Genomic DNA, 12,621 nt, shown 5'->3' with positions numbered 1-12,621 from the left:
TAATACAGGACGCCAAGGCGTCCTGTATTATTTCGCGATATTACTCAGATGCTTGGGACGTTGCAGCGCTTTGCCCTAAAAAATGCACATAACGACCGAGCGAAATATAGGGCTCGCGTTGCGAATATTCGAGCTCCATCGCCAGCAGTTTTTGATAGTCAAAATCCGCAGCTTGCTGTTTTTTCAAATAATCGTGAATGACTCGCACGCCCGACTCGCGCAGCAGGGTCATGTGCCATTCGGCAAACCATTGTTTAACATCATGGATATAAAGCGGGTGCGTTGGCGTGAGGCGTACCTTCTTCTTCACTTTTAGATCGGCGGCCACATAGTCGAAATTACCCGACACGAGCGCATGGAATCGCATCGCTTCTTTATTATAAAACATCAGCGAAAACAGCCCATTGGGCTTAAGCATGGTCAATAAGCCTTCCATGGTGGTCTTGGCATCGACTAGCCATTCAACCACGGCATGACAAAGGATAAGATCGAACATGCCATGTTCAGCAATCGATAAGGCTTGAATGGGCGAATGTACTAAGCTGATGGCCAATGGCGTGTCGCTGGCATCGATTTGCTCTTTCGCTTGGGCGAGCATTTCGGCGGAAATATCGCACAGTACGACTTCATGTCCGAGGCGTGCTAGCTTTTGGCTGAAGTAACCAAAACCGCCGCCGGCATCTAAAATTCGTAATTTTTTATCGCCAAATTGCGCTAATGCAGGAGCAAGATCGCGCCATAGCACGGCAGCACGGATTTCACCTTTAGGCGTGCCATAAATATTCTTCGCGAATTTTTGCGCGAGTTTATCGAAATTCTTATCTTGCACGGGTTAACTAAGTTAAAGACTGGGGGCGATAGTGTCGCACAGGCGGCATATTTTCGCACTTTTCCTGTAGCTGCGATGATTGTTGCTTTAGGAGTTGAGTGTAACTTTTTGATTTTAAAGGTAGTAAAAAATCCTACTTTACTTAGGGATACCCAGAACTCGATCCTCTAGGGTATAATCATGCCGTTTTCGATAAACCTGACTCTAATATACCCAAGCGACCTGAAGATATGAGTTTCAGAGCGTCTAGGGGGCTTCAATTCAAGGCGCATCAATGAAGGAATGTGAACACCTTGTGAATTGATGCAACACCGAAGTGGAGTGCCCTAGGCGCTCCGTCTCGGCGGGTTTTAACGCTCTTTATGCTGTGTTGGTTATTTTTAACTTAGTCCACTAGGTCCGCAAATAACCGCCTTGCCTAAAGAGCGTTACATTCCCGCTGAATCCTCATCTTCAGGTTGTTTGGGTATAATTGTCCATTCGGAGAGTCAGCATCAGCCCTTTTAAGACACTGTTTTGCCTGTTTTACACTCGTGATTTTTTGATTTTCCAGATGTTATGCATCTGTCCGAGGGTATTGCTGGCTATCCGTGCATAGGGATAGTTAATTAAAAGGTACTCAGACTTGAATAATGCATATTGTGTTGAATTGAACGCGATGCCGTCGCTGTTTTCTCTTTATCGCAAGATTTTCTTTGGCCGTAAACCCGGTTGGGATCAACAGCCGCTGCCTTATATCAAGGTGAGCGCGCCCAATGTGAAGGTGTCCGAGGCAAAAGTCAGCCAATATGCGCAAGTGTGTGGTTTTGATTTCGACGGTAAAATATTACCTCCCACCTACCTTTATGTGATGGCATTTCGCCTGCACGCGGTGATTTTTACCCATGATGGCATTACCTTCCCGTTACTTGGGATGATCCATTTAAAGAACCGTATTCAAGTTTATCGCCCGACGACGGTCGATGACGTGTTTTCCCTGGAATGCGCGCTAACAACCAGCCGTGAAACTGATTCGGGCTTAGAATTTGAGTTTGTTTCTAAGGCCTTTGTGGGCGAAGAATTGGTGTGGGAATCGCTGTCGACTTACCTCTATCGCATAGAGACTGCCGGTCGTCGCGTTCGTCCTCCAAAGGCACTTGAAATGGCTTGGGACTCGCCTCAATCATGGGAGTTGAGTGAAGATTTAGGTCGTCGTTATGCCAAAGCGTCGGGTGACTATAACCTGATCCACTTGCATCCGGTGCTGTCGAAACGTTTTGGTTTTGACCGAGTGCTGGCCCATGGTATGTGGTCTAAGGCGCGCTGCTTAGCGGAATTGATGCCTGAGATTGGTGAGCGCCCCTTTGTGGTCGATGTTGCCTTTAAGCTGCCGTTACTGATGCCTGCCGAAGTGGGATTTGGTTACGAAAAGTCGCCAGACAAGTGGGTGTTTGAGCTGCGAGACAGTAAAGGTCGCAGACCGCACCTCAGTGGTGAAGTACAGCTTTAAGCAGGATCAAGATAACGGCGCCAAGTGCGCCGTTATTGTTGGTGTTGTTTGAGGGGGGGGGGCGTGGGTTAAGGCACGCTGTGTCCGGTTGATGCTTGCCAGATACTAAACCATTGCTGCCGGTCTAATGTGAGCGTCCGTGCGGCCACCGCGGTTTTTATCCTCGCGATATTACCACTGCCAATAATCGGTACGGGTCGACTCGGTAACATCCGCACCCAAGCATAAATCACTTGGCTGATATCTTGGGCGCCAATCTCATCGGCGATGACTGCTAAGGTTTGTTGCAAGCGAATGGCCTGTGGATGGCTATTGTCAAAGATTTTTCCGCCGCCTAAGCAGGACCAAGCCATCGGCCGAATGCGCCGCTCCTGACATAAATCGAGACTGCCATCGTGTAAACTCGCCATCATTAGCGGAGAGATCTCCAGCTGATTAGTGACTAAGGGCTCAGTTAATCTCGACTGCAATAATGACAACTGCGCATTGGTGAAGTTAGATACCCCAAAATGTTGCACTTTCCCAGCTTGTTTTAAGTCAGCAAAGGCATCGGCCACTAGATCGGCGTCCATTAAAGGATCGGGTCTGTGGATCAGCAACAGATCTATATAATCGGTTTTAAGCGACTTTAGTGATTGCTCCACGCTGGCAATAATATGCGCTTTGGAGGTGTCGTAATGGTTCACGTAGCGCTCGGGACGGCAATTGAAGGCGGGTTTTATGCCGCATTTGCTCACTAATTGCATCTGCTGTCTTAAGGCGGGTTTTAGCGCTAATGCTTCGCCGAACAGGGCTTCGCACTGGTATTGGCCGTAAATATCGGCGTGGTCCATAGTGGTCACACCTAGGTCTAAATAGTGTTCTATCAGATTAAGTCGCTCGGCGGGTGACATTTGCCAATTGTGCATTCGCCAAAAGCCGGCAACAAACTCTGAAAAAGTAAAAGGGGATCCGTTCATGTTGTTTCTCTTTTGGGAATCTGTATTTTGTAGGGTGAAGGGCCTTGGTCGATTTATTTGATGCAGATTAAGGAATCGCTCATTAACCCTTTCGATGGCTATATATCTTAAAGCTAATCACCTACTATCCGCCATATTCAATCAGCGGTGGCTGATACAAACTGTTTGCACGCTTTTGTTCCGTATACTCATTTCCTATAAAAGTTTGTATACCAAAGTTCCAGAGGAAAATATTACCCATGCTAACCGATATGGAGATTTCGCGCCGCGCGCATCTAAAAGATATCGCACAACTTGGTGCAGAGTTTGGGTTGTTGCCCGAAGAGATGCAGCTATTTGGTCATACCAAAGCTAAGGTGGAGCCACAAGTACAGCAGCGCTTAGCCGGGCAACCAAAGGGGAAGCTGATTATTGTGACCGCAGTGACGCCAACGCCCCATGGTGAAGGCAAAACCGTGACGACTATTGGTTTAACGCAATCGCTCAAGGCGCTCGGCAACAAAGTCTGTGCCTGTATTCGCCAGCCAAGTATGGGGCCTGTATTTGGGGTGAAAGGTGGCGCCGCAGGCGGTGGTTACGCCCAAGTGGTGCCCATGCAGGAGCTGAATTTGCACCTAACAGGCGACATTCATGCTGTGAGTAGCGCACATAATCTTGGTGCAGCGGCGATTGCTTCTCGGCTTTACCATGAGACGCGTTTGGGGCGGGCGGAATATGAGCGTCAATCGGGATTAAGGTATTTAGATATTGAGCCTAAGGGTATTCGTTGGCACAGGGTGGTTGATCATAACGACCGTTGCTTGCGGGAAATTGAGGTGGGATTGGGTGAAAACAACGGTCCTGCTTATCATTCAAGATTTGATATTACTGCCGCTTCAGAGTTAATGGCGATTCTGGCGCTGAGCGGCAATCTGGCGGATATGCGCGCACGTATAGGTAAGTTAGTGCTAGCCCTTAATCGTCAAGGGGAAACCATTAGCGCGCAAGATCTTGGTGTCGCAGGTGCGATGACAGCGATTATGGCGGAGGCGGTAAAACCCACTTTAATGCAGACCTTAAACGGTGCTCCTTGTCTTATTCATGGGGGCCCCTTTGCCAATATCGCCCACGGTAACTCATCGGTGATTGCTGATGATATTGCGTTAAAGTTAGCCGATTTTGTGGTGACCGAAGGTGGGTTTGGTTCCGATATGGGCTTTGAAAAGTTCTGTAATATCAAGGCGCGTCAGTCGGGATTAACCCCGAGCGCCGCGGTATTAGTGACCACTTTGAAAGCACTTAAGGCCAATAGTGGCCTATCGTCCGATGCGGATATTAATGCACCAGACCAAGTCCGTCTTGAGGCGGGTTTTGCCAACTTAAACTGGCATATCAACAATGTAGCGCGTTACGGTATTCCCGTTGTTGTTGCTATCAATCGTTTTGCCACCGATACGGACGCCGAGCTTAACTGGTTAATTGAGGCTGTAAGTGCTACCGCGGCATTTGGTTGCGAACTTAGCGAGGCTTTTAGCCAAGGTGAAATAGGCGCCATTAGCCTCGCACAAACCGTAATCCGTGCCTGTGAGCAGCCAAGCGAGTTTCGGTTGTTATATCCTGATGATATGGACTTAGAAGCTAAATTATCGATCTTAGCTGAAGTGGGTTATGGCGCCGCAGGGGTGAGCTTATCCGATGCGGCTAAGCTGCAATTACAGGAACTCAACTCGCTTGGTTATGGGCATTTACCTGTTTGCATGGCGAAAACACCCTTATCCATTAGCCACGATCCTCAGCTTAAAGGTGTGCCCCAAGGTTTTATCGTGCCTGTGCGTGAATTAGTGTTAAATGCGGGCGCTGGGTTTATCACTGCGCTGGTGGGCAATGTGATGACCATGCCAGGGCTTGGGTTAAGTCCTGGTTATTTAAAGGTAGATATCACCGTAGATGGTGAGATTACTGGATTAGGTTAGTTTGTTAGCCATTTGAATGTAAAGATGAAAAGGCGCAATCAAAGATTGCGCCTTTTGTTAAGAATTCGCTTTGACGAAAGACTATTTACTGGTTTGGTAAATATGCACATCGCGCTGTGGGAAAGGAATGCTGATACCCTCAGCATCGAAGCGCATTTTCACCTCACGGGTGATATCCCAATATACATCCCAATAGTCTTCTGGTTTTGCCCAGGGGCGGACGATAAAGTCGACCAAGGATTCTCCTAATACGTGCAACTTAATCAGTGGTGCAGGCACTTTTTGTACTTTAGGATGCGCCTCAACAATCGATTTTAGTACCGCTTCGGCCTGCTCAATACTATCGCCATAGCCGATGCTAAATGTCATATCGACTCGGCGCTGGTGCTCGGCGGTAATATTGTTGATGGTATCCCCCCAAATCTTATTGTTGGGAATGATAAGTCTCTGGTTATCTAATGTTTTAATGGTGGTAGAGACTAGGCTCATATGGCTAACGCGCCCCGATACGCCAGCCGCATTAATCAAATCGCCGACATCATACGGACGATAGATCAAAATCATCATGCCTGAAGCGAAGTTGGATAGAGTATCTTGCAGGGCAAAACCGATGATCACACCCGCGATACCAAAGCCAGCCAGTAAGGGGCCTAATTCGATACCAAGCTGGGATAAAGCAATCAGTACGCCGATAGTAAATACTGCCTTGCCCGAGAGTGAGGTAAAGAAGTCTTGTAGTAACTTGCTGAAATTCAACTTAGAGTTGCTAACGGTATTACTGACTATTTTTTTCACCAGTTTGCCTGCAAGGCCAGCGACAAACAGGATCAGAGAGAAGATAAATAACTTAAAGACCAATGTTGGTCCATGATTAATGGCTTGATCCTTCGCAGTATTTAGCCATTGCTCTATTAAGCTCGATGCCACATCAATGTTTAATACGTCCTGCGTAATATCACCTGAAATACTAAACAAGGTCTTTTTGAGCAAGGCGGTATTTTGCCCTAGTGCATCCAGTAACTCGATATTGGTGCTGAGGCTCTGGCTGTTTTGTGCTAAACGTTCTTTTAGTTGTATCACGCGACTGGTTTGCGCTGCGGTAACGTCTTTCCCTGCATTGGTGGCATCATTGACCGCATTTTGTAACTGTTGTTGGGTGTAAGTGACAAAGCTGTCGAAGTTATCGGCGCGGTTAAGCAGGAGTTGGGTGAGCTGTGTTTTTTCAGCTGTTACATCTTGGCCAATTTGGATTAGCCAGTTTAAGGTCTCAAGCCGTTGCTTATAGTTATTGTCTTTGTCGAGTTCACGTTTTGAGATCTCGAGTAAGGTGGCTTCATCATCCGCCGTGCCAAGTTTTTGAGCCAACTTGGTGATGAGATCATTAAAGTAGTCGTTAATTTTCAGATTAAACTGCAATTGCTCTTGGATTAGAGCCAGCATAAAAGTTTTATCGTAAGTATTATCATCCAAGAGTGCTTTAATCTTATTGCGTAACTGTAAGGTCTTATTTTGAATGCGATATTCAACAATGGTGCGTAATTCACCTTGGTATTGACCTAAGCGCGCAATGTCCTCTTTAATGGCGGTCTGAAGTGTGGTTAATTCACTTTGGGTTTCGTTTGATGCCGAAGCGGTTGGGCTGGTTGTAATGGGGTCTGGATCTGCAGCGAATACCTTGGCACTCATCAGTAGTGGAAAGCTTAGGGCAAGTATCAATATTAGCGAGCGGCGCATAGACGTTATCTTCCACAAAAAGAGGTAGGTATATGATAGGTGTCGAGCTAAACCCTGTAAAATATCAACAGCATAATAGACTAACAATGTTTAAAATTTGTGCGCCAGTTTACAGCTTTAGGCCATAGAATGAAGCTCTGAAACCTCGACGCTAATTAGTTCGACGGAATGGGATAAGGATCTGATAAACTTAGCGCCCCATAGTTAGGAATGTACTTTACATGCTGTGCTCCCATTGTCATCAGTCGATTAAAATTGCCCAAATTACCCAGCAGCGCGGAAAGGGCTTTCACGCCCAAGTCCAATGTCCCCATTGTTCAGCGTGGCTTGGTCATAGTCCTAAATTATTGAAGTTAAAGTTGTTTGGTTTTTATGCGAGTGTTCTGACGGGCTTATACAGTTACTTCGATGCCTCGACGCGGCATTTTTTGATCCCTGTGATGATCTTCTGTGTGATGTTGCTGTTGGTGAGTCATTTTATGGATCAGCTGCAAACGATTGAGGCACCAGAGAAGGAAGACGATAGCGATCAACGGCAAAAGTATCGCTAGAGATGGGATGACACTGGTTTAACCCTGTCGAGCCGTTTAGGGGCCTACCACTGAGGCTCGACATTGTTTTACAGGGTAAACCTGTTATTGAATAACCTGTTCTTGACTCTCTAATGAGTGTTCTACGTAATAAATCCCGCCCAAAATGACTGCGCCGAAAATCACTATCCCTAAGATTAATCCTAAGTTTTCACGAAAGAATGCTAGCATTTTGGTTGCCTTTTGCTGGGTTGAATAGAATTAAATATTTAGCCTGTATAACACTGGGCACATAATAGATTCACTGACTTAAGCTAATCTTAAATAACTCTTTTTGCCAATAATGTGCTCTTTTTAAGGCGTCATCAGTTGCAATGGTAAATATCTTGTAACGCATTGCTTGACCATTACCTTATTGCAACTTACTAGCGGCCTGACTTAAACTTGTGCCACTTTTTACTATGGGGACGACTGAGTGAGACTAGATAGTCACTTAAGACGCACAATTTCGATATGGCTTGCCGCCGTATTGATACTGCTGTCTTTTGTTGCCTCAGCCCATAGTGTGACTCACCTTGATGATGGGGCGAAGACGCACTGTACGCTCTGCTTCCATCAACATCAGCTAAATAAAATTCTGTTCACAGCTCCGCAGACGTTAAATTTAGCGATACAGCGATTTGATGTTTGTGAGTTTGTCTTACCCGTTACCTTCTTCAAACACGTCAGTGTTTACCTAAGCCGTGCGCCGCCTGTTCTCCATTAAATCAACTTTAATATTTTAACTTATTGTATTTCTTGATGACTTAACTTAGTCATCGAGTGCTAGTTGTATTTTGGAGATATCATGACTGTTTTTAACAACCGAATTTCTTTGGTGGCCTTGGCGTGCGCATTTGCTTCGCCGACGTTATTTGCCGCTGACTCAAGTTTAACCAATCCAGCGATCAGTGCGGTGCTGAATGGCTATTATCAAACGGCTGAACGCCCATTGGCAGAAACCGCCGAAGGATTTGGTTTAGGTGAAACTGAGTTGGCGATGAGTGCCAATATTGACGACATGTTCTACGGCAAAGTGACCGCCGTCGTTGAGATGCATGATGGTGAAACCGAGCTTAATCTTGAAGAAGCCTTTATCCAAACCATGGCAATGCCTGCGGGTTTTTCCATCCGTGGCGGACGTTTCCTGTCGGATATCGGTTATCTAAATAACCAGCATTTACATACCGATTCATTCACCGACCGCCCGATTGCTTACCGTGCATTTTTCGGCGGCCACTACTTCGATGATGGCGTGCGCTTAAACTTTGTTGCTCCAACTGATTTGTATTGGACCATTGGCGCTGAAGCGTTCAAGGGCGAGAGCATGCGCGCCGCCGATGAACATGGCGAACGTGAGTTTAAAAATGTCGGTGTGTACACCTTATATTCAAAAATCGGTGGCGATATAGGGGATAACAGTTCATGGCAGGCGGGATTGAGTTACTTACGTAACGAAAACGGTCAAGTCACAGCCCATGAAGAAGGCGATGAGCACGAAGACGAAACTGCCGAGGAAGGCCATGACCACAGCCATGCGGCATCTTACACAGGTAAAAACACCTATGGTGCTGATTTTGTGTATAAATGGGCGCCAAATGGTAACTATAAATACCAAAACCTGACCCTGAGCGGCGAGTATTATCGTGTGACTGACTTTGTGCCGAGCGACCTTCATCCCGAGGATGCGCCGAGCAAGGATTATCATCAAGGTTGGTATCTGAGCAGCGTATATCAATTCACGCCTAGCTGGTCTGCGGGTGTGCGTTACGGCGAGGTGGATACCCAAGAGCTCCATGGCGATCATTTCCATGGACAGAAGTTAAAGGAATCTGAGGTGAGTCTGGCGTGGCATTCGAGCCATTTCTCGACGGTACGTTTCCAGTACACCAATCAGAAGGGAACTAACTTCGATGGAATCGAAGACGACAATGTTTTCACTGTTCAATACATTATGTCTCTGGGGGCTCACGGTGCGCATCAATTCTAATTTTGTTAAAGCGGCCGCAGCGGCCCTGTCTTTCGCCTGTTCAGGCTTTGCCCATGCAGAGCTGAATGTGTTTGCCTGTGAACCCGAATATGCCGCATTGGCAAAAGAGTTGGCTCCAAACGCCAGCATTTATTCGGCAACCACGGCCTTACAGGATCCGCATCAAGTGCAGGCGCGTCCGAGTTTGATCGCCAAAATGCGCCAAGCGGATCTGGTGGTCTGTGCGGGCGCCGATTTAGAAATCGGTTGGCTGCCAATGCTGCAAATGAAGTCGGCTAACGCTAAGGTTCGCTCTACCGATCAGGGGTTGTTTTTCGCCGCCGATCAAATCGATACCTTAGATAAGTTAGCGAGTGTGGACCGCAGCATGGGTGATGTGCATGCTCAGGGAAATCCGCATATTCACTTCGATCCGACTCGTTTGCTAAGCGTCGCGAATGCGCTCAGCGCTAAGATGAGTCAACTCGACCCGAGCGAGGCGGCGAATTACCAAAAGGCATTAGCGGATTTTAGCACTCGTTGGCAGGCGGCGATCCCTCGTTGGGAAGAACAAGCCAAACCGTTAAAAGGCAAAAAGGTCATCGCCTATCACACCAGCTTTAGATATCTGTTCAACTGGTTGGGGATTGAACAAGCTGCTGATCTTGAGCCTAAACCCGGTCTGGCGCCGACTAGCGGCCATTTAGCGAGTTTGCTGAGCCGTGCTGAGCAGGGCGATATTCTGGCTGTAGTTGTGGCGTCCTATCAGGATGAGCGTGGTGCTAAGTGGTTGGGTGAAAAGGCTAATCTACCTGTGCTTATGTTGCCAATGTCGGTAGGTGGCAACGATGCGAGTCAAGATCTCTTCAGCCTCTACGACAGCGCGATAGCCCTCTTAAACGGGGTGAAATAAGCCTATGTTGGATCTGGAACTGATGTCGATCCTGCTGCCAGCGCTGGCGGCGGGGATCTTAGTGCTCTCAACGCATATTGTACTTGGCAAACAAGTGCTTAAGCGTGGGATCATCTTTATCGATTTAGCCATTGCGCAAGTCGCCGCGTTGGGGGCGATTGTGGCGCACATGGACCACAGGTTAGAAGAGATGCCATTTTCTAATGCGTGGATGCCGGCCTTATTCGCCCTTGCGGGGGCGGGGTTTATCGCTTGGTTATCTAAGCGAATGGCGGGTGAGTTAGAAGCCATGATCGGTTGTTTTTATGTGCTATCGGCCGTGGCCGCTATGCTATTGCTGGCGAACGATCCCCATGGTGCAGAGCTGCTAAAACAATTGATGTCGGGCCAGATCCTTTGGGTGAGTTGGTCGCAATTAGTGTTACCGACAGTGGTTTATGCTGGGGTGTTGGCGTTGATTTTTTGGCGGCCACAAATATTAAATGGTGCCGGATTCTATCTCCTGTTTGCCCTAGTTATTACGTTGTCGGTTGAGCTGGTGGGCGTCTATTTAGTATTTAGTACCTTGATTTTACCTGCACTTGCTCTGAATAAATACCAAGGTAAAAACGGCTTGTTTTACGCCTATCTGGTCGGCCTTATGGGTTACTTACTTGGTCTGGTATTATCGGCAACCATGGATTTACCGAGTGGGGCGGCGATTGTCGCAACCTTGGCAGTCAGTGCACTGGTATTTCGTGTAGGCTTAAGCAAAATGGCTACAGTGAGTCAGATCTAACGCTAGGTTTTATGCTGAGTGTTAGGCGTTGATATTGATTTAAAAGCCCATCGATACGCTTATTGCGTGAGTAACGATGGGCTTTTGTTTGATTGTTAGCAACTCAGCTAACAGATGTAAACATTATATTGAGTCCCTAGGGCTGGGTGGCTATACTGTCGCCACTTTCACCCTTGGAGTATGTCGTGCTATTAATTGTCAGATCTGTGTTGTTGGCGGTGTCATTGTTACTTGCATTTATTTTTGGTGGTTTGGTTTGCCTATTACGACCTCGTCACCGTGACAATGTACATATGTTCGCCAAGATCTTTTCATCCGCAGCGCCGATTTTAGGGCTTAAAGTCATAGTACGTCGGCCTAAGGAAGTGCAGGATGGCCCCTATATATTTCTTGGAAATCATCAAAATAACTTCGATTTATTCACACATACTAAAGCGGTACCTAAAGGCACTGTGAGCTTAGGGAAAAAGAGCTTAGTGTGGATCCCCTTGTTTGGCCAGATCTATTGGCTTTCAGGTAATATTCTGATCGATAGAAAAAATCGCAATAGTGCTTTTGATACCATGGCGAAAACGGCGGAAAAAATTAAGCAGAATCGTCTTTCCGTGTGGATTTTCCCTGAGGGTACGCGCTCACGGGGGCGCGGACTGTTGCCCTTCAAAGCGGGAGCTTTCCACACTGCGATTGCGGCTGGTGTGCCAGTCGTACCCGTGTTGACGTCATGCCAAAGTCATATTGATTTGAACCGTTGGGATAATGGTGTGGTGATTATTGAGATGATGGCGCCAATCCCGACTGAAGGTTTGGATAAAGCTGACGCGAAAGCCTTTTCGGCACAGGTGCACGAGATTATGTCGGCAAAATTTAACGAGATAAATCGCGAAGCGGCAACATTAATGGGTAAAACTATCCCGGCTGATGACGTATAATAACGCCAATTTGAGCCAGTTTTATCTTAACGGAGACAAGTCCATGTCTATTGAAAGTCAGTTAAAAGCCCAATTCGCCGAGAATCGTGACATAGTGCAAGCCTTGCTCGACGATGGCTCAGAGCCAGATGCTGAATACACCATTGAGCACCATTTTTCATCGAGCAATTTTGAGCGCTTAGAAAAGGCTGCGGTTGATGCATTCAAACTTGGATTTGAAGTCAATGATGCTGAAGAAATGGAATTGGAAGATGGTTCGGTGATTTTCTGTTTTGACGCTGTTGCTTATCACAAGTTAGAAATTCCATTATTAGACAAAGCGACTGAACAGTTATTGCAACTCGCAGCCAAGCAAAAAGTGGATTATGACGGTTGGGGTACTTACTTTGTTGGCGATGAAGAAGATGAAGACGAAGAAGATGACGAACAGGACGATGGTTTTCCACATTAATACGTTGTCATAATTCTTATAAAGTAAAAGCCCATCAATGATGGGCTTT

At 46.9% G+C, this 12,621-nt stretch carries 13 protein-coding genes; 9 read left to right on the top strand and 4 right to left on the bottom strand.

The features are described 5' to 3' along the window. Positions 1-40: 40 nt before the first annotated feature. Entirely contained in the window at positions 41-829 is a 789-nt protein-coding gene (locus CEQ32_RS13345; protein ID WP_088586184.1) for a methyltransferase domain-containing protein, read from the bottom strand. Positions 830-1,487: 658 nt separating this feature from the next. On the opposite strand from CEQ32_RS13345, the gene CEQ32_RS13340 reads away from it, so the two are divergent. Further along, positions 1,488-2,318 carry a MaoC/PaaZ C-terminal domain-containing protein gene (locus tag CEQ32_RS13340; RefSeq protein ID WP_080612392.1) on the top strand — a complete coding sequence of 277 codons (831 nt, stop codon included), beginning with the start codon at positions 1,488-1,490 and terminating at the stop codon, positions 2,316-2,318. A 68-nt stretch (positions 2,319-2,386) separates the two neighbouring features. Here the strand turns inward: CEQ32_RS13340 and CEQ32_RS13335 are convergent, their stop codons facing one another. Continuing rightward, the gene (locus tag CEQ32_RS13335; RefSeq protein WP_037430162.1) at positions 2,387-3,277 is read right to left on the bottom strand and encodes an aldo/keto reductase; all 891 of its coding nucleotides are present in this window, start codon (positions 3,275-3,277) and stop codon (positions 2,387-2,389) included. Positions 3,278-3,516: 239 nt separating this feature from the next. Here CEQ32_RS13335 and CEQ32_RS13330 point away from each other — a divergent pair, with 239 nt between their 5' ends. Beyond that, positions 3,517-5,229, top strand: coding sequence for a formate--tetrahydrofolate ligase (locus CEQ32_RS13330; protein ID WP_088586183.1), 1,713 nt, complete (start codon positions 3,517-3,519; stop codon positions 5,227-5,229). 81 nt (positions 5,230-5,310) lie between these two features. Here the strand turns inward: CEQ32_RS13330 and CEQ32_RS13325 are convergent, their stop codons facing one another. Next, positions 5,311-6,963 (bottom strand): mechanosensitive ion channel domain-containing protein, encoded by a 1,653-nt coding sequence (locus CEQ32_RS13325; RefSeq protein ID WP_122040766.1) that lies wholly within the window; start codon positions 6,961-6,963, stop codon positions 5,311-5,313. Positions 6,964-7,184: 221 nt separating this feature from the next. On the opposite strand from CEQ32_RS13325, the gene CEQ32_RS13320 reads away from it, so the two are divergent. Next, complete coding sequence (locus CEQ32_RS13320) at positions 7,185-7,514, top strand: hypothetical protein (protein WP_037430156.1); 330 nt, start codon at positions 7,185-7,187, stop codon at positions 7,512-7,514. Positions 7,515-7,598: 84 nt separating this feature from the next. On the opposite strand, the gene CEQ32_RS23210 is transcribed toward CEQ32_RS13320, so the two are convergent. After that, positions 7,599-7,724, bottom strand: coding sequence for a hypothetical protein (locus tag CEQ32_RS23210; RefSeq protein WP_011621366.1), 126 nt, complete (start codon positions 7,722-7,724; stop codon positions 7,599-7,601). Between the two features lie 244 nt (positions 7,725-7,968). On the opposite strand from CEQ32_RS23210, the gene CEQ32_RS23130 reads away from it, so the two are divergent. From CEQ32_RS23130 to rraB, 6 genes are all read left to right on the top strand, one after another. Next, complete coding sequence (locus CEQ32_RS23130) at positions 7,969-8,259, top strand: hypothetical protein (protein ID WP_037430153.1); 291 nt, start codon at positions 7,969-7,971, stop codon at positions 8,257-8,259. Between the two features lie 81 nt (positions 8,260-8,340). Then, positions 8,341-9,522: a membrane protein gene (locus CEQ32_RS13305; RefSeq protein WP_037430151.1), complete on the top strand. Its 1,182-nt coding sequence runs from the start codon at positions 8,341-8,343 to the stop codon at positions 9,520-9,522. Then, positions 9,506-10,414, top strand: coding sequence for a metal ABC transporter solute-binding protein, Zn/Mn family (locus CEQ32_RS13300; protein ID WP_037430150.1), 909 nt, complete (start codon positions 9,506-9,508; stop codon positions 10,412-10,414). The genes CEQ32_RS13305 and CEQ32_RS13300 overlap by 17 nt, the downstream gene beginning before the upstream one ends. A 4-nt stretch (positions 10,415-10,418) precedes the next feature. Then, the gene (locus tag CEQ32_RS13295; RefSeq protein WP_037430149.1) at positions 10,419-11,192 is read left to right on the top strand and encodes a metal ABC transporter permease; all 774 of its coding nucleotides are present in this window, start codon (positions 10,419-10,421) and stop codon (positions 11,190-11,192) included. Positions 11,193-11,377: 185 nt separating this feature from the next. Further along, complete coding sequence (locus CEQ32_RS13290) at positions 11,378-12,121, top strand: 1-acylglycerol-3-phosphate O-acyltransferase (protein WP_037414070.1); 744 nt, start codon at positions 11,378-11,380, stop codon at positions 12,119-12,121. A 43-nt stretch (positions 12,122-12,164) separates the two neighbouring features. Then, positions 12,165-12,572, top strand: a complete 408-nt coding sequence (rraB, locus tag CEQ32_RS13285) for a ribonuclease E inhibitor RraB (RefSeq protein ID WP_037414069.1) — start codon at positions 12,165-12,167, stop codon at positions 12,570-12,572. The last annotated feature ends 49 nt before the right edge of the window (positions 12,573-12,621 follow it).

Source organism: Shewanella sp. FDAARGOS_354 (genome assembly GCF_002209245.2).
GTDB classification, from domain to species: Bacteria; Pseudomonadota; Gammaproteobacteria; order Enterobacterales; family Shewanellaceae; genus Shewanella; species Shewanella xiamenensis.
Note: the sequence above shows the minus strand (reverse complement) of the source record. Positions and strands in the feature narration are given on the sequence as shown.